17 protein-coding genes are annotated in these 17,256 nt (G+C 64.8%); 5 read left to right on the top strand and 12 right to left on the bottom strand.

Features of this window, described 5'->3' with window-relative positions; all coding sequences use genetic code 11:
• Window positions 1–46 precede the first annotated feature (46 nt).
• From Q2M23_RS27935 to Q2M23_RS27920, 4 genes are all read right to left on the bottom strand, one after another.
• Complete coding sequence (locus Q2M23_RS27935) at window positions 47–841, bottom strand: ABC transporter ATP-binding protein (protein ID WP_316397715.1); 795 nt, start codon at window positions 839–841, stop codon at window positions 47–49.
• Window positions 842–851: 10 nt separating this feature from the next.
• Entirely contained in the window at window positions 852–1,754 is a 903-nt protein-coding gene (gene ntrB / locus Q2M23_RS27930) for a nitrate ABC transporter permease (RefSeq protein WP_057017513.1), read from the bottom strand.
• A gap of 61 nt (window positions 1,755–1,815) precedes the next feature.
• Complete coding sequence (locus Q2M23_RS27925; RefSeq protein ID WP_141340334.1) at window positions 1,816–3,126, bottom strand: CmpA/NrtA family ABC transporter substrate-binding protein; 1,311 nt, start codon at window positions 3,124–3,126, stop codon at window positions 1,816–1,818.
• A 343-nt stretch (window positions 3,127–3,469) separates the two neighbouring features.
• Window positions 3,470–4,384: an intradiol ring-cleavage dioxygenase gene (locus Q2M23_RS27920; RefSeq protein WP_076827021.1), complete on the bottom strand. Its 915-nt coding sequence runs from the start codon at window positions 4,382–4,384 to the stop codon at window positions 3,470–3,472.
• A 169-nt stretch (window positions 4,385–4,553) separates the two neighbouring features.
• Between Q2M23_RS27920 and Q2M23_RS27915 the strand changes: the two genes are divergently transcribed.
• From Q2M23_RS27915 to Q2M23_RS27905, 3 genes are all read left to right on the top strand, one after another.
• Window positions 4,554–5,828, top strand: coding sequence for a serine hydrolase domain-containing protein (locus Q2M23_RS27915; protein ID WP_316397714.1), 1,275 nt, complete (start codon window positions 4,554–4,556; stop codon window positions 5,826–5,828).
• Window positions 5,829–6,011: 183 nt separating this feature from the next.
• Window positions 6,012–7,520 carry a sensor histidine kinase gene (locus tag Q2M23_RS27910; RefSeq protein ID WP_316397713.1) on the top strand — a complete coding sequence of 503 codons (1,509 nt, stop codon included), beginning with the start codon at window positions 6,012–6,014 and terminating at the stop codon, window positions 7,518–7,520.
• A gap of 87 nt (window positions 7,521–7,607) precedes the next feature.
• Window positions 7,608–8,927: a dicarboxylate/amino acid:cation symporter gene (locus Q2M23_RS27905; RefSeq protein ID WP_316397712.1), complete on the top strand. Its 1,320-nt coding sequence runs from the start codon at window positions 7,608–7,610 to the stop codon at window positions 8,925–8,927.
• Between the two features lie 51 nt (window positions 8,928–8,978).
• Here the strand turns inward: Q2M23_RS27905 and Q2M23_RS27900 are convergent, their stop codons facing one another.
• A complete protein-coding gene (locus Q2M23_RS27900) occupies window positions 8,979–9,293 on the bottom strand; it encodes a hypothetical protein (protein WP_156436237.1) in 315 nt (104 codons plus the stop codon).
• A 564-nt stretch (window positions 9,294–9,857) separates the two neighbouring features.
• Between Q2M23_RS27900 and Q2M23_RS27895 the strand changes: the two genes are divergently transcribed.
• On the top strand, window positions 9,858–10,253 hold the full coding sequence (locus Q2M23_RS27895; protein WP_016844123.1) for a helix-turn-helix domain-containing protein: 396 nt from the start codon (window positions 9,858–9,860) through the stop codon (window positions 10,251–10,253).
• Between the two features lie 205 nt (window positions 10,254–10,458).
• Here Q2M23_RS27895 and Q2M23_RS27890 read toward each other — a convergent pair whose 3' ends face one another.
• Window positions 10,459–10,641 (bottom strand): hypothetical protein, encoded by a 183-nt coding sequence (locus Q2M23_RS27890; RefSeq protein ID WP_316397711.1) that lies wholly within the window; start codon window positions 10,639–10,641, stop codon window positions 10,459–10,461.
• A gap of 135 nt (window positions 10,642–10,776) precedes the next feature.
• Here Q2M23_RS27890 and Q2M23_RS27885 point away from each other — a divergent pair, with 135 nt between their 5' ends.
• Window positions 10,777–11,109: a hypothetical protein gene (locus tag Q2M23_RS27885; protein ID WP_316397710.1), complete on the top strand. Its 333-nt coding sequence runs from the start codon at window positions 10,777–10,779 to the stop codon at window positions 11,107–11,109.
• A gap of 39 nt (window positions 11,110–11,148) precedes the next feature.
• On the opposite strand, the gene Q2M23_RS27880 is transcribed toward Q2M23_RS27885, so the two are convergent.
• The 6 genes from Q2M23_RS27880 to Q2M23_RS27855 form a co-directional block, all read right to left on the bottom strand.
• The gene (locus tag Q2M23_RS27880) at window positions 11,149–12,231 is read right to left on the bottom strand and encodes an isocitrate/isopropylmalate dehydrogenase family protein (protein WP_316397709.1); all 1,083 of its coding nucleotides are present in this window, start codon (window positions 12,229–12,231) and stop codon (window positions 11,149–11,151) included.
• A gap of 109 nt (window positions 12,232–12,340) precedes the next feature.
• A complete protein-coding gene (locus Q2M23_RS27875; protein WP_057017522.1) occupies window positions 12,341–13,411 on the bottom strand; it encodes an alcohol dehydrogenase in 1,071 nt (356 codons plus the stop codon).
• A gap of 84 nt (window positions 13,412–13,495) precedes the next feature.
• The gene (locus tag Q2M23_RS27870) at window positions 13,496–14,464 is read right to left on the bottom strand and encodes an ABC transporter ATP-binding protein (RefSeq protein ID WP_057017523.1); all 969 of its coding nucleotides are present in this window, start codon (window positions 14,462–14,464) and stop codon (window positions 13,496–13,498) included.
• On the bottom strand, window positions 14,461–15,447 hold the full coding sequence (locus Q2M23_RS27865; RefSeq protein WP_057017524.1) for an ABC transporter ATP-binding protein: 987 nt from the start codon (window positions 15,445–15,447) through the stop codon (window positions 14,461–14,463). The genes Q2M23_RS27870 and Q2M23_RS27865 overlap by 4 nt, the downstream gene beginning before the upstream one ends.
• Window positions 15,444–16,316 carry an ABC transporter permease gene (locus tag Q2M23_RS27860; protein WP_057017525.1) on the bottom strand — a complete coding sequence of 291 codons (873 nt, stop codon included), beginning with the start codon at window positions 16,314–16,316 and terminating at the stop codon, window positions 15,444–15,446. Before Q2M23_RS27860 ends, Q2M23_RS27865 begins: the two co-directional genes overlap by 4 nt.
• Window positions 16,303–17,253 carry an ABC transporter permease gene (locus Q2M23_RS27855; RefSeq protein ID WP_057017526.1) on the bottom strand — a complete coding sequence of 317 codons (951 nt, stop codon included), beginning with the start codon at window positions 17,251–17,253 and terminating at the stop codon, window positions 16,303–16,305. The genes Q2M23_RS27860 and Q2M23_RS27855 overlap by 14 nt, the downstream gene beginning before the upstream one ends.
• Between the last annotated feature and the right edge of the window lie 3 nt (window positions 17,254–17,256).

The following is a 17,256-nucleotide window of genomic DNA, read 5'->3' as shown; positions in this document are numbered from 1 at the left end:
CCGGCGCTTCGGTTCAAAGCGGAAACGCTTGCCGTCGACGTGATCATCACGCCGCCTCGACGAAGCTGTGGCGCTCATAGAGGAATTCGAGCACGCGCTGCCGGCACTTCAGGTAGCTCTGGTTGGTCGCGAGCTCGAGCCGCTTGCGCGGCCGCGCCAAGGGCACTTCGAGCACCTCGCCGATCCGCGCGCTCGGACCGTTGGTCATCATCACGATGCGGTCCGACAGCAGCACCGCCTCGTCGACGTCGTGGGTGATCATCAGGATGGTGTTGCCGAGCTTCTGGTGCAGCGCCATCACCGAATCCTGCAGATGCGCGCGGGTCAGCGCGTCGAGCGCGCCGAACGGCTCGTCCAGCAGCAGCACCTTCGGCTCCATCGCGAGCGCACGCGCGATGCCGACGCGCTGCTTCATGCCGCCCGAGATCTCGCTCGGCCGCTTATCCTTGGCATGCGCCATTTGCACCAGGCTGAGATTGTGCATAACCCAGGCGTCGCGCTCGGCCTTGCTCTTGGTCCTTGCAAACACCTTGTCGACGCCGAGCTTGACGTTCTCGTAGACGGTGAGCCACGGCAGCAGGCTGTGGTTCTGGAACACCACGGCCCGATCCGGCCCCGGCGAATTGACCTCGCGGTTCTCCAGCAGCACGCCGCCATTGGTGGCGCCGGTGAGGCCGGCGACGATGTTGAGCAGGGTCGACTTGCCGCAGCCGGAGTGACCGATGATCGAGACGTATTCGCCCTTCTCGATCGTCAGGTTGATGTCCTTCAGCACCTCCGTGGTGGCGTTGCCGCGGGTGAAGGTCTTGTCGATGTGATCGAGCTTCAGATAGGCCTGCATGACTTCCTCCTCAGTTCGCCGCCGTGCCGCGGGTCACCACTTTGCCGAGGCCCGCAATGAGCCGGTCGAGCACGAAGCCGATGATGCCGACATAGAACAGCGCCAGGATGATTTCGCTGATATGCGAGGAATTCCACGCATCCCAGATGAAGAAGCCGATGCCGACGCCGCCGATCAGCATTTCCGCGGCGACGATCGCGAGCCAGGACAGGCCGATGCCGATGCGCAGGCCGGTGAACATGTAGGGCGCGGCCGCCGGGATCATGATCTTGGTGAAGAACTCCAGCGGATTGAGCTGCACGACCGCCGCGACGTTGCGGTAGTCCTGCGGGATGTTGCGGATGCCGACCGCGGTGTTGATGATGATCGGCCACACCGAGGTGATGAAGATCACGAAGATCGCCGAGGGCTGGCCATCGCGGAATGCGGCCAGCGACAGCGGCAGCCAGGCGAGCGGCGGGATGGTACGCAGCACCTGGAACAGCGGATCGAGCCCGCGCATCGCCCAGACCGACTGTCCGACCAGCGTGCCGAGCGCGATGCCCGCAATCGCCGCCAGCGAATAGCCGTAGGCGACGCGCTGCAGGCTGGCGGAGAGATGCCAGAACAGGCCCTTGTCGATGCCGCCATTGTCGAAGAACGGATCGAGGATCAGCTCCTTGGTATCTTTGAACACTTTCGACGGCGGCGGCAGGCTGGAGCCGGCGCGCCGGCAGATCAGCTCCCACACCACCAGCAGCAGCGCGACCACGATCAGCGGCGGCACCACGCGCGCCGCGGTCTCCTTCGCCATCCTGGCGCAGATCTCGGCGCGCGGCGCGCGCTTCGGCGTCATGGTCACGACCGGCGCGGCGGCAGCGGCCGTCGGGATCGCGACCGCCGACACTTCGGTCTTCATGGCAGGCATCGACATTGAACGAAAATCTCCATGGTCAAAAAAAGGAGAGCCGCACTGCTCGCGCGGCTCGCTCAAATCAGACGTCAACACGCTTGATGGACAACGACTTCAGATAGGCCGCGGGATCGGCGGGATCGAACACCTTGCCGTCGAAGAAGGTCTCCTTGCCGCGCGAGGTCGAGGCCGGAATGTCCGACACGCCAAGCTCCTTGGCGGCCTCTTTCCAGAGATCCTCGCGGTTCACCTTGGCGATCAGCGCCTTGGTGTCGAAGCCTGCCTCGTACTTGCCCCAACGGATGTCTTCCGTGAGGAACCAGAGGTCGTGGCTCTGATAGGGATAGGAGGCGTTGTCGCTCCAGAACCGCATCTGCTGCGGCGAATTCTCGATCACGCGGCCGGTGCCGTAGTCGAACTTGCCCTTCATGCGGTCGGTGATGTCCTCGACCGGGCAGTTGATCCACTGCCGCTTGGCGCAGATCGCCGCGGTCTCCGCGCGGTTCTCCGCCTTCTCGCACCACTGCTGGGCTTCCATGACAGCCATCAGCAGCGCCTTCGCGGCCTTCGGGTTCTTGTCGACCCAGGCGGCGCGCAGGCCGAACGATTTCTCCGGATGCTTGTCCCAGAGCTCGCCGGTCGTGATCGCGGTATAGCCGATCTCCTGATGTATCAGTTGCAGATTCCACGGCTCGCAGACGCAGAAGCAGTCCATCGTGCCGACCTTCATGTTGGCCACCATCTGCGGCGGCGGCACCACGATGGTCTCGATGTCCTTGTCGGGATCGATGCCGCCAGCGGCGAGCCAGTAGCGGATCCACAGATCATGCGTGCCGCCCGGGAAAGTCATCGCGGCCTTCACCGCCTTGCCGGAGGCCTTCTTCTTCTCCAGCGCCGCCTTGAACGGCGCGGTGTCGATGCCGACCTTGAGATCGGCATATTCCTTGGCGACCGAGATGCACTGGCCGTTCAAATTGAGCCGCGCCATGATGTACATCGGCGTCGGCTGATTGTTCTGCGTTACCTTGCCGGCCGAGATCAGATACGGCATCGGGGTCAGGATATGCGCGCCGTCGATACCGTTGCCCTCGGAGCCGAGCACGAGGTTGTCGCGCGTGGTGCCCCACGAGGCCTGCTTCTGCACCTCGACATCGGGCATGCCGTATTTGGCGAAGATGCCCTTCTCCTTGGCGACGAACAGCGGCGAGGCATCGGTCAGCGCAATGAAGCCGAGCTTGGCGCCCTTCACCTCGGGACCGGCGCCCTGCGCGAACGCGCCTGCGGGAAAGTTGAGCTTGGCCGCGGCGAGCAGCGCGGCGGCGCCGCTGGTTGCCTTCAGGAGCTGACGGCGGCTGAGGCCGCGGCTTGGCGGCTTGTCGGTGGGCTTGGTCATCGGTCGTCCTTTGCGTCGTTGCGTTGCGGTGTTGCGTCAGTGCGTCGAGCGCCGTCCTCCGGATGGCGACGCGCGCAGGGCGCAAAAAGGCGTGCACCGGGAAGGCCCCAGTCTGGCGGCGTCAGAAATCCGATGGGGTAGCCTCGAGGGACGGCTTCAATGGCGTCGGCTAATGATGATTCAAGCCTTGTGCCAATCTACCGCAGTGCAAAAATCGATTTTGATGCAAAGCCTTGCGTAACATGTCGCAGCCCGCGCGAATTTTCCGCGCGCTGCCAAAACTTGCGATTCGCCCAATCCTTGTGCGGCGCACAAGAATTGGGCAGAAGCGTTCGGAAACCGATCAGGCGTCTTCGGTGACCTTGGCGCCGAGCGGCGCGGGCGCCATTCCGCCGCCGGGCTTCACATGGAATTCGTAGGTCATCAGGCTCCACGGCCCATCCGAACGCTGGCCATCGGGCATGACAGGATCGGTGCGGCGCTCGACCTTGGCGATCAATTCATCCTTCACGCCGAACACGACGTCGGAATCGATGTACTTGTCGCCCTCGACGAAGACATGCGTGATCAGCGGCTCGTAGCCCTTGGCGTTGACCAGGAAGTGCACATGCGCCGGCCGCATCGGGTGACGGTTGGTCTGCGTGATCATCTGCCCCACCGGGCCGTCGGTCGGGATCGGATAGCTGCACGGCACGATAGTGCGGAAGAAGAAGCGGCCGTCGGCATCGGTGATGAAGCGCGCCCGCGACGACGGACCTTCGGTGGCATAGCTCGGCTTCTGCGAGTCATAGAATCCGTCATCGTCCGCGTGCCAGATATCGACCGGCACATTGGCCAGCGGCTTGCCGCCGAGGTCGGTGACGCGGCTCTGCACGAACATGCGCTCGCCCGGCAGGCTTGCCGAGATGTCGGTGCCGTGCGGCGTCACCTTGTGCTCGCCGACATAGAACGGGCCGAGCACGGTGGTCTCGGTCGCGCCATCGCGATCGCGATGGTTGACCGCATCGACGAGCATCGACACGCCGAGCACGTCGGACAACAGGATGAACTCCTGGCGAATGTCGGTGCACTTCTGCCCGGTGCGGGTCAGGAAGCCGATCGCCTGGTCCCATTCCTCGAAGGTGAGATCGGTCCTGCGCACATAATCGTGCAGCGACTTCACCAATTCCTGCAGCAGGAACTTGGCCCGTGGATCGGGTGTCTGGTCGAAGCTGCGGATGACGGCGGCGGTGAGCTCGGTTTCGTTGAACTGGGTCATCTCGGCGTTTCCCTTGACGGATACCTTGGCAGATACTTTGGGCCCCTTGGGGGGCGCGATTGCAGGGGCGACGGTACACCACCAGCTCAAGGCCGGTAAGCGGCAGCGGATTGGTGCAGCAGACACTTTTCGGCTATCAAGGCTGCCTTGCAAGCCGGAGAAACGCCTGATGCTAGCCCCCACGCCTGCCTCGCCCGAATCCGCGGGAATGTCGACCACTGCCCTCAACCGTCTCGAAGCGCATCTGAAGAGCCGCTACATCGATGCCGGCCGTTTTCCCGGCACGCAGGTCCTGATCTATCGCCGCGGCAAGATCGTGCATTCCACGGTCCAGGGCTTTGCCGATCTCGAGCGCAAGGCGCCGGTCAAGGACGACACCATCTTCCGCATCTATTCGATGACCAAGCCGATCACATCAGTCGCCTTCATGATGCTGGTCGAGGAAGGCAAGGTCGCGCTCGACGAGCCGGTCGCGAAATATATTCCGGAATGGAAGAACCTCGGCGTATTCGTCGCCGGCACCGCGCCCGCCTTCCTGACCCGCCCACCGACGCGGCCGATGCAGATCGTCGACCTCTTGCGCCACACCTCGGGCCTCACTTACGGCTTCCAGCAGCGCTCCAATGTCGACGCGGCCTATCGCGAGAAGAAGATCGGCGAGGTCATCAAGGCCGGCACGCTCGACGGCATGATCGAGGACCTGGCGAAGATCCCGCTGGAGTTCTCGCCGGGCGAAGCCTGGAACTACTCGGTCTCGACCGACGTGCTCGGTTATCTCGTCGGCAAGATCTCCGGCCAGCCGTTCGAGCAATTCCTGAAGGAGCGCATCTTCAAGCCGCTCGGCATGAACGACACGGATTTCTTCGTGCCGGCCGACAAGGCGCATCGGTTTGCCGCCTGCTATTCCGCCGATCCGCAGGGCGGCTTCAACCCGCTCGCCGCCGAGCGCAAGGGCACACTGACGCTGCAGGACGATCCGACCACCAGCTCGTTCCTGGCGCCGCCTTCGCTGATCTCGGGCGGCGGCGGACTGTGCTCGACCGCGGCCGACTACCTGACCTTCTGCCGGACGCTGCTCAATGGCGGCGAGCTCGGCGGCGTCAGGCTGCTCGGCCCGAAGACGCTGAAGCTGATGACCTCGAACCATCTGCCCGGCGGCGTCGACCTGCCGGCGATGTCGCGCTCGATGTTCGCCGAAGCCGCCTATAGCGGCATCGGCTTCGGCCTCGGCTTCGCCGTCACCATGCACCCGTCGCAGACGCTGATCGCCGGCAGTCCAGGCGAATTCAACTGGGGCGGCGCCGCGACGACGTCGTTCTTCATCGACCCGGCCGAGGAGCTGATCACGATCTTCATGACCCAGGTGCTGCCGTCGAGCGCCTATCCGCTGCGGCGCGAGCTGCGCACCATGGTCTACGCCGCGATCACCGAGAGCAATCTCTGACACGACGTTATTGCGCGGCGCACACTCCTCGTTCGAGCATGATCCTTTCGGAAAACCGCTTCACACTTTTCCGGATCATGCTTTGGGCGCCGCGGAACCTTTCTGATATAAAACTATTTCCTTTGGCGAATTTTTCCCGCCTCCCCTAAGCTCGCAGCGAATGGGCACCGACCCGGGGACTTCGTGCCGAAACTGACATTGCCAGTCCGTCTCGCGCTTCTGGTCGCGGGAACGATGTTGCCGCTGATCATCTTCGCGGTCGGGATCGTCTTCCACAATTATCAGCGGGATCGTCAGGCGGCCACGCAGCGCGTGCTGGAGACGGCGCGCAGCATCCGTCTGCTGCTCGATGCGGAAATGCAGCGCATGACCGGCGGGCTGCAGGTGCTGGCCCTGACCAACTCGCTGCGCAACAGCGACTTCGACAACTTCCGCCGCGTCGCGGTCGGTTTCATCGACCAGTACGGCAAGGAAGGCGTGGTGCTGGTGGCAGACCGCGCCGGACGCCAGGTGTTCTCCTCGCTGACGCCGGACACCGCGAGCCTGCCGCCGCGCAACAATCTCGAGATCCTCGAGAAGGTGTTCGCGACGCGGCAGCCGCAATACTCCAACCTGTTCTTCGGCGCGGTGAAGCAGCGGCTGATCATCACCGTCGAGGTACCGGTGATGCGCGACGGTGAGGTGCTCTACGACATCTCCTTCAGCCCGCCGATCGAGGTGTTCCAGGCCATCATCGAGAAGCAGCGCCTCAACCAGGACTGGACCATCTCGATCTTCGACAGCGACGGCGTCAACCTCGCGCGGGTGCCAAATCCGCAGGCGACCATCGGCCAGCGCGCCTCGCCATCGCTGTTTGCCGAGATGTTCCGCCGCGGCGAGGCGACGCTGCCGACCGTGTCGCTGGAGGGCGTGGCGCTGATCACCGGTTTCACCCGGTCGCGCGTCACCGGCTGGACCGTCGCCGCGGGGATCGCCGAGAACTCGCTGGTGGCGCCGCTGTGGCGCTCGCTGGCGATCACCAGCGTGATCGGCGGCATCCTGCTGCTGGTCGGGCTCGGCTTTGCGGTGCGGATGGCAACCACGATCGCGCGCGGCGAGATGCTGCACGACCTGCTGATCGAAGAGCTCAACCACCGCGTCAAGAACACGCTGGCGATCCTGCAATCGATCGCCACGCAGACCTTCCGCAGCGCAAGCCGCACCGAGCGCGACAAGTTCGAGGGGCGGCTCGGCGCGCTGGCGGAGGCGCACAATCTGCTCTCCACCGGCAAATGGCAGGGCTCCGACTTCCAGGACGTCGTCAGCCGCGTACTGCGGCCCTACCTCTTGAACACGTCCGAGCGGGTCAGGATGTTCGGCCCCCGCGTGCCGCTGTCGCCCCGGCTTGCCTTGGTGCTGTCAATGATCCTCCATGAGATGGCGACCAACGCCGCCAAATATGGCGCACTGTCCAACGACACCGGCACGGTGACGCTGGACTGGGAAATCCTCAACGAGAGCCCCGGACCGAAGCTGCGCATGATCTGGACCGAAACCGGCGGCCCACAGGTCACCGCGCCGGTCCAGCGTGGCTTCGGCTCCCGGCTGATCGAGCGCAGCGCCCGCGACCAGCTAGGTGGCGAGGCCACCGTGGATTTCCTGCCCCACGGCGTCGTCTACACCGTGACCAGCACTCTCGAAATCGACGGCTGACCCGACAGGAGTGGCCGATCCTGCGACATCTTGGCACGCAAGTTGCTATGATTGGCGGGTTCGGCCGGCCAGAAACAGGGGGAAGTCATGTCGACCATCGCAGCGGAAGCGACAGTTGCGCGCAAGCCGCTTTACACATCACTGTTCGTGCAGGTGCTCGTCGCGCTGCTGCTCGGCATCGTCATCGGCATGGCCGCGCCCGATTTCGCGATCGGGTTGAAGATCTTCAGCGATGCCTTCCTGAAGCTGATCTCGATGATCGTGGCGCCGATCGTGTTCTGCGTCGTCGTGCACGGCATTGCGGGTGCCGGCGACCTCAAGAAGGTCGGCCGGGTCGGCGTCAAGGCGCTGGTCTATTTCGAGGCGATGACGACGGTTGCGCTCGTGGTCGGCCTGCTGCTCGCCTATCTGTTCGGCCCCGGCCACGGCATGAACATCGACACCTCGACGCTGGATGCCAAGGCGCTCGGCAACTATGCCAGCAACGCGCAGAAGCTGAAGGGCGAAGGCATCGGCAGCTTCCTGCTCAACATCATTCCGACCACCTCGTTCGACGCGCTGTCGCGCAACGACGTGCTGCAGGTTTTGTTCTTCGCCATCATCTTCGGCGTCAGCCTGGCGCTGGTCGGCGGCGAGAAGGGCGAGAAAATCTCCTCCTTCATCGACGCGGTCTCGACCGTGCTGTTCCGCGCCACGGGCCTGATCGTGCGCTTCGCGCCGATCGGCGTGCTCGGCGCCGTCGCCTATACGGTCGGCAAATACGGCGTCGGCTCGCTGAAGCAGCTGCTCTCGCTGGTCGCGCTGTTCTACGTGTCGGTCGCGATCTTCGTGCTCGGCGTGCTCGGCGCCGTGATGGCACTCGCCGGCATCAACATCCTCAAATTCCTCGGCTACCTGCGCGAGGAGCTGATGATCGTGGTCGCCACGGCATCGTCCGACGCGGTGCTGCCGCAGGTGATGCGCAAGCTGGAGCGTTTCGGCGTCAAGGATTCGGTGGTCGGCCTCGTGATCCCGACCGGCTATTCCTTCAACCTCGATGCCTTCTCGATCTACCTGACGCTCGCGGTCGTGTTCATCGCGCAGGCGACCAACACGCCGCTGTCGTTCGGCGACCTGATGCTGGTGCTCGGCGTGTCGCTGATCACCTCGAAAGGTGCGCATGGCGTGCCCGGCTCGGCGATCGTCATCCTGGCGGCGACGCTCAACGCCGTGCCGAGCATCCCGGCGATTGGCCTCGTGCTGGTGCTCTCGGTCGACTGGTTCATCGGCATGGCGCGCGCAGTCGGCAATTTGATCGGCAACTGCGTCGCCACCGTCGTGGTCGCGGCATGGGAAGGCGACCTCGACCGCGACAAGGCCCGTCGCGTGCTCGAAGGCGCCGAGGCGGTTGACGTGACCGCGGGCTGAGCCGCGCGTCCCAAGCCGAGCGGCGTCCCGCGCGTGGCGCGGGGCGCTGACTTACTTGATCAGCCTCAAATACGGCGGCAGTTGCCGGGCCGTCGATTGTTCCAGCACGGGCTCATCCGAAGCGATCATGTCACAGAGGGCCTTCAGCTCGGAATCCGTCACCTTGTGGAGCTCCATCCGAAGCTCGAGGATGGCGAGAGACAACAGCCGTGCCGTCTCCGTGTTCGCCCGGTCGGTCAGGAACGCCTGACATTCCTCCAGCGTTGCAAGCAGCGCCAGCAACCGTTCTTCCGTGTTTGCGACCGGCATATCTTCAACTCCCGAAGCCGCGAGGTAGAGTCGAGGCGTTCCCCTCTTTCGCTTCATTGGCCCCTCCCGCCAGAGTTCGCCGGCTTGTCGTAGGCACACATTTGTTCCAGATGATTGAGAACTTTTGGGCAATTGTCCAGCAACATTCCGAAAGCCTGACTTGGACTTACGTCAAACTCTTGCAAATCTGATGATTCAGTCAAGCACCCGCCGGCCCCTTCTCGACCTCAGGCTGCACTAGCTGGGGTTGCATCCGTGCAACGACGCCCGTACAATATAGTGGCCCGTAGAACTACGGGCGCTGTGCATTGACGCCTATTATGCATGTGCGCAAAATCTGTGTCGATCAAACTCGCGCTAGTTGTGGTTTGGTCAATATTTTGCCAAATGTAGAGGGCGGGGTGTCGACAGACACCTTGGCGCGGTCGACTTCAGGTAGTCGACCGAGTCGGTACTAGGGTGTTTCCTTGCGCGTTTGCGTTTGGATACCATCCCGCGATCTTCCTGGATTTCGTAGTTCAGACGAACTGGCGATCCACTCGAGCTTAACGCGGTACATCATGAACGTGTCCCTGACCCAGCCGGGCCAGGGATTCTCGATTTGAAGGACGGGTCACAAGAATGAACAGATCAGCAGCAAAGAAGATGAAGCAGCGCAGTGCCGGCAAGCCGGACATTGAGTTGGGCAAGCGGATTCGCCTGCGCCGTGTCGAGCAAAAGATCTCGCAGGCCGAACTCGGCGACAAGCTTGGCGTCAGCTTCCAGCAGGTTCAAAAGTACGAGAAGGGCGTCAACCGTGTCGGCGCTGCCCGCCTTCAACAGATCGCGACCGCGCTGGATGTGCCGGTCACCTTCTTCTACGACGGCGACAATAAGGCCCGCGAAGTCGAGAGCCTGCTGTTCCTCGACAGCGCGTTCAGCCTCCGGTTGCTGCGCGCCTACAGCAAGATCAAGGATCAGACGGTGCAACGTCAGCTGGTGTCGCTGATGGAATCGATCGCCGCCAACGAAGACTGAGCGCGGATCGGGTCGCGTCACCGCGAACGCGATCCCACCACACCGCAACGGCCGGTCACCGGCCGCTGCGGCTGCACACGCCGGTCGGGCCAGGAAGACGTCGAAGCGCTGCCATCGCCGATGGCGGCGCTTTTTCTTGAGGCGCGGCTGTCTTTCAAGATTTTGTGATCCAGGCGGATAGCTTCAGTCCCCGCCGGATGCGCGGTCATGAAGCGGCGACGAGCATCGCGTCATGATCCCGCCGCTCCACGTGAGCATGATCTTCGCGCAGGCGGCCGCGCATGCGCGCCGCGCTTTTCCAGCTCGCGCTTCGACTGCCGATCTCGCGGAGCGCATGCGCGCGCAATGCGTCGCTATTCTGTCGCGCGGCCAATTGTCGCCCGCGCATCAGGCGACCTCATAACTCCCGCATTTCCTCAGTTGAACCGGCGTCGCCAGAACCAAGTGCACGAGCCTGTCCTTTTTGTCGCAGCAACGAAGTGGCCCGCATGGACGTTCTCAGGCTTCAACCAAGGAGATCTCGATGAATATCAAGCTTGCCGTTATTGGACTCGCCGCGCTTGGAAGCGCAGCGTTGATGTCCGGCGCGGCATCCGCGATGCCCAACGGGCTTCCGCAAGCCGGTCACATCGCGGGCGAAACGTCCAATGTCGACAAGGTGCGCCAGGTCTGCGATCGCTGGGGCCGCTGCTATTGGCGACCGGGCGCATACGGCTACTACGGACCGCACCATCACGGATGGCATCATCGTCCGCAATTCCAACATCGCCCGCATCATTACGGGCACCGCCCTCATCACGGCGGACATCATGGTGGCCATCACGGCGGCGGACATCACGGCGGACACCATCGCTAATCATCAGCGAGGGGGCTTCGGCCCCCTCACCCTTCCGCGCTAGAGCGCTGCCAATACCGCCTTCGCGACATCGGTCGTGCCGTTGCTGCCGCCGAACTCAAACGGCTTGATGCCGTCGGCGTAGACCTTGTCGACCGCGCGCTCGATCCGTTCGCCGGCTTCGGCGGCGCTTTCGAGTCCATGCTTGTCGGCGAGCCAGTCCAGCATCATCGCGGCCGACAGGATCATCGCGGTCGGATTGGCCTTGCCCTGCCCCATGATGTCGGGCGCCGTGCCATGACACGGCTGAAACACCGCGTAGCGGTCGCCGATGTCGGCTGACGGCGCCATGCCCATGCCGCCGATCAGACCGGCGGTGAGATCGGACAGGATGTCGCCGAACATGTTCTCGGTCACCATGACGTCGAAGTCCCACGGACGCTTCACCAGCGCAGCCGCGGCCGCATCGATGTAGAGGTGGTCAGCCCTGACGTCGGGATGACGCCTCGCAGTCTCGTCGAAGATGTTCCGGAAGAATGCGAACGCCTTGAACACGTTCGCCTTGTCGACGCAGGTCAGCCCGCCATTGACCTTGCCGCGCGCCTTGCGGCGTTCGGCGAGCCGGAACGAGAACTCGAACAGCCGCTCGGAGGTGTGGCGCGTGATCACCATCGTCTCGCGCGCCTCGCTGTCGGTGACGACGCCCTTGCCCATCGAGGCGAACAGGCCCTCGGTCGATTCCCTGATCACGACGAGGTCGATACCCCGCTGGTCGGCGCCGACGATCGTGCTCGATACGCCGGGGATCAACCGCGCGGGCCGCACGCCGGCGTAGAGATCGAAGATCATGCGCAACTCGATCTGCGGCGCGATCTCGGTGTTGTCGGGGTAGCGCACCGACGGCAGGCCGCAGGCTCCGAGCAGGATCGCGTCGGCCTCCTCGCACAGCCGGATCGTGCTCTCCGGCATCGACTTGCCGGTTTCCTTGTAATGGCCCGCGCCGGCCGGCGCCTCGGTGAAGCGAAATTTGAGACCGGCCGACGCCTCGATCTTGCGCAGCACGTCGAGCGCCGGCGCCATCACCTCGGGGCCGATGCCATCGCCACCGAGGACGGCGATGTAGAGTGCGTTGTTGGCCGACATGAGATTCTCCGGAGCACAACAGTCATTCCGGGGCGATGCGGAGCATCGAACCCGGAATCTCGAGATTCCGGGTTCACGCTTCGCGCGCCCCGGAATGACGGAAGGGAGACTACGGCGTCAGCACCGCGCGGCCGACCAGCTGGCCCTTCTGCAGATTGGTCAGCGCCTCGTTCGCCTTTGCCAGCGGCATCGGCGTGACCGGGATCGCCGGAATCTTCTTGGTCCGCACGAGGTCGAGCAGCTCCTGGGTCTCGCGCAGATTGCCGACATAGCTGCCCTGGATGGTGACCGCCTTGATCGGGATCAGCGGCAGCGCCCAGGGCGCGCCGCCGCCGAACAGGCCGACGATCACGAGCTTGCCGCCCTTGGTCAGGCAGTCGAAGCCGAGCTGCGAGGTCTGGGCGTTGCCGACCAGATCGATCGCGGCACGGATCGGCTGGCCGGCCTTCTTGACAAGCTGTTCCAGCGCGTCGGGCGCCTTGCCGTCGACGGTCGCGAGCGCGCCGGCGGCTTCGGCCGCCTCACGCTTCCTGGCGTCGATATCGACCACGATCGCACCCTTGCCGCCCATCGCCTTCAACAGTGAGAGCGCCATCAGCCCGAGACCGCCGGCGCCGAAGATCACGATCGGTGTGTCGAGATCCTTCTCGACCTTCTTCAGCGCGCTGTAGGTCGTGACACCGGAGCAGGCATAGGGCGCGGCCGTGACGGGATCGAGCCCCTTGAGGTTGAGCAGATACTTCGGATGCGGCACCGTCATGTGGTCGGCGTAGCCGCCGTCGCAATAGACACCGAGCGCATTCGGCTTGATCGCGCACATGTTCTCGTCGCCGCCGAGGCAGGTCGGGCATTTGCCGCAGCCGAGCCAGGGATAGGCCAGAGCGATATCGCCGACCTTGAGGCCGCCCTTGTCGGCGTCCCTGACGTCGGGCCCGAAGGCCACGATCTCGCCGACCGTCTCATGGCCCATCGTGCGCGGCAGCGAGACGCCGCGATCCTTCAGGGACAGCGGCTTGCGGCCGTGGCCGAGATCATAGCCGCCCTCCCAGATATGCAGGTCGCTGTGGCAGACGCCGGCGGCCTTGACCTTGATCAGCACCTGCGTGCCCGACGGCTGTGGCGTCGGCTGATCGACCTCCTTCAAGGGGGCGTTGAAATCGACGACCTGGAAACTCTTCATCGCTGTTCTCCCGTAGCTTGTTCTTGCGGCGGACCTTGCCACGCCTGCCCGTCCGGGACAAACGCGGTGTCGGCCTCCGGATATTTAGATCAGGGGATGATGGCAAGCCGCGAACTGGCCGGGCGCAACCACGCGCAGTTCCGGCACTTCGCTGGCGCAGCGCGCGTCGGCCCGCGGGCAACGGGTGCGGAAGCGGCAGCCGGAGGGCGGCGCGATCGGCGACGGCGGCTCGCCGACCGGCACGCTCTGGGTCGGGCGGACATCCGGATCCGGCACCGGGATCGCCTCGATCAGCAGCGCGGTATAGGGATGCGCCGGCCGTGCAAACAACTGCTCCGACGGGCCGACCTCGCAGAGCCGGCCGAGATACATCACCGCGACGCGATCTGAGACTGCCTTCACCACGGCGAGGTCGTGGGCGATGAACAGCAGGGTCAGGCCGTAGCGCGCCTTCATCTCCTCCAGCAGATTGAGGATCTGGGCGCGGATCGAGACATCGAGCGCGGACACCGGCTCGTCGCAGATCACGAATTCCGGATTGAGCACCAGCGAGCGGGCGATGCAGATGCGCTGGCATTGTCCGCCGGAGAATTCATGCGGCAGGCGTCCGCTCACCAGCGCCGGATCGAGGCCGACCGCCGACAGCACGTCACTGACGCGCCGCCGGCGTTCCTCGGGATCCTTGACGCCCGCGATCACCAGCGGCTCGGCGACGATGTCGCCGATCCGCCGCCGCGGATTGAGCGAGGCAATCGGGTCCTGGAAGATCAGCTGCACGCGCCGGCGCATCTTGCGCAGTGGCTCGCCCTTCAGTGTGGTGAGATCGTGCCCATCGAACAGCACCTTGCCGGAGACGGCCTGGCGCAATTGCAGCACCGCGCGGCCAAGGGTGGACTTGCCGCAGCCGGATTCGCCGACCAGCCCCAGCGTCTCGCCGCGCGCGATCTCGAGACTGACATCGGAGACGGCATGGATGGTCTTGCCTCCCACCGAATATTCGACGACGAGGTTTTCCACCTTCATCAGCGGATCGGGTGCTGCCTGCAGCATCATGCGCGGACCCCCGCGGTGATCGGATGGAAGCAGGCGTAGAGATGCTCCGGCGTTTCGGCCCGGCTGAGCTGCGGCTTCTCCGCGCCGCAGCGCTCCGCGGAATAGCGGCAGCGCGGCGAGAACGAGCAGCCCTTGAGCGGCCGGGTCGGATCGGGCGGCCGCCCCGAAATCGCCGGCAGCGGCGTATGCGGCGCGACGTCGAGCTTCGGCAGCGCGGCGAGCAGCGCCTCGGTGTAGGGCATCCGCATCTGCTTGAACAAGGCAGGCGTCGGCGCGCGTTCGACGACGCGTCCGGCATACATCACCGCGACCTCGTCGGTGCGGCCGGCGACCACGCCGAGGTCATGCGTGATGATGATCATCGCCATGTGACGGCGCTGCTGCTCGCGCGCCAGGAGATCGAGGATCTGCGCCTGGATCGTGACGTCGAGCGCGGTGGTCGGCTCGTCCGCGATCAGGAGCTGTGGCTCGCAGGACAGTGCCACCGCAATCGCGACGCGCTGGCGCATGCCACCGGAGAGCTGGTGCGGATATTGCGCGAGGCGCTGCTCGGGCGCGGGAATGCCGACCGCCGCCAACAGTTCGATGCTGCGCTGCCGGGCCTCGGCGAGATCGAGCTCGAGATGTTCCACAATGGTCTCGATCAGCTGGGTGCCGATGGTCAGCACCGGATTGAGCGAGGTCATCGGGTCCTGGAACACGACCGCGAGCGAGCGGCCGCGCAGCTTGCGCAATTTCTCGGCCGGCAGTTTCGTCAGATCCTGCCCGTCGAACATCACGCGGCCGGACAGTTTCGCCTTCTTGGGCAGCAGCTGCAGGATCGCGCGCGACAGCATGGTCTTGCCGCACCCGGACTCGCCGACGATGCCGAGCGTCCTGCCGGCGCCGACGGCGAGATCGACATGATCCACCGCCCGCAGATTGCCGCGCGGCGTCGGCAGGTCGACCACCGCATTCTCGACCGAGAGCAGCGTCCGGCTCATAGCGCCCCCTGCCTGGGATCGGTCAGCGCGCGCATCGTATCGCCGATCAGGTTGAACGAGAGCACGGTCAGGAACATCGCGATCGCCGGAATGAAGGCGAGCCGCGGCGCCACCTCGAGGCTCTCACGCCCCTCCCCGATCATGCTGCCCCAGCTCGAGATCGGCGGCGGCACGCCGAGGCCGAGAAAGGACAGCGAGCCCTCGACCACGATGGTGACGGCGACGCCGAGCAGGAAGAAGGCGAGCAGCGGCAGCATCACATTGGGCAGCAGCTCGCGCAGCAGGATGCGCGCATGCGTGGCGCCGAGCGCCTGCGCCGCGATGACGAATTCGCGTCGCGCCAGCGACAAGGTCGCCGCCCGCGCCACCCGCATGAAGGCTGGAATGCCGAGCACGCCGAGGATGCAGGTCAGATTGAAGATCGACTGGCCGAGATAGGCGGTGACCGCAAGCGCCAGGATCAGCGGCGGGAACGCCAGCAGCACGTCCATGCTGCCGACCACGAAGGATTCGAAACGGCCGCGGAAATAGCCCGCGAGCATGCCGAGCGCGCCGCCGATGGTGACACCGATCATCGGTGCGCAGAGGCCGACGATCAGCGAGATGCGCGCGCCATAGATCAACCGCGACAGCTCGTCACGGCCGAGACCGTCGGTGCCGAGCCAATGCTCGGCGGAGATCGGCGCCCGCCGCTCCAGCATGTCCATGTCGGTCGGGCTCGGCAGCGGCAGCAGGTCGGCAAAGATCGCGACCGCGAACACCAGCACCATCCAGCCGATCGCGATCCAGAACAGCATGCCGAGCCCGCGGCGGCGCCGGGCGGGCGTCGCATCGGCCTCTTCCTCGAGGCTGAGCTCAAGCGTGGCCATGGCGGATCCTCGGATCGAGAAGGGCGTAGAGCATGTCGACGATGAAATTCATGATCACGAAGCCCGCGGCAACCAGCAGCACCACGCCCTGCAGGATGATCAGATCGCGGGTATAGATCGCGCCGACCAGGAGGCGGCCGATCCCCGGCAAGGCGAAGATCGACTCGACGATGACGGCGCCACCGATCAGGCGACCGATATTGATGCCGGTGATGGTGACGAGCGTCAGCGACGACGGCTTCAGTGCGTGCACGAACAGGATGCGCGACGGCTTGAGGCCCTTCGCCTTGGCGAGCGCGATGTAGTCCTCCTGCAGCGCCGCGATCATGTCGGAGCGCAGCACGCGCATGATGCCCGGCCATTCCGCAAGCCCGAGCGTCAGCGCCGGCAGCACCATGAAGCGCAGATTGGCGACCGGGTCCTCGGTGAACGGCACGTAGCCGGTCGCCGGCAGCAGACGCAGCTCGACCGCAAACAGATAGATCAGCAGGATCGCGGACAGGAAGGTCGGCACCGACAGCATGCCGAAGGCCGAGCCGGTCATGAAGCGGTCGAACGCGCTGCCGGCCTTGGCCGCGCAGGCGATCGCCAGCGGCACGCCGATCGCGAGCCCGATCAGCTCGGCCAGGATCATCAGCTCGAACGAGACCGGGACGCGGTCGCTGACAGCCTGCAGCACCGTCTGCCCGGTGCGGAAGGATCGTCCGAAATCACCCTGCAGGATGTGCCACAGCCAGCCGAGGTAGCGCAGCCAGATCGGCTGATCGAGCCCCATGTCGTGACGCAGGGCCGCGACGTTCTCCGGCGTCGCTTGGTCGCCGAGGATCACATAGGCCAGATCGCCGGGCAACAGCGAGGCGATCACGAAAGTCAGGACCGAGACCGCGATCAGCACCGGTACCAGGTACAGGAGCCTGCGCGCGACGAAGAACAGCATGAA

Source organism: Bradyrhizobium sp. 33ap4 (assembly GCF_032654765.1).
Taxonomy (GTDB): domain Bacteria; phylum Pseudomonadota; class Alphaproteobacteria; order Rhizobiales; family Xanthobacteraceae; genus Bradyrhizobium; species Bradyrhizobium australafricanum.
This window is presented reverse-complemented; position numbering and strand designations above follow the sequence as displayed.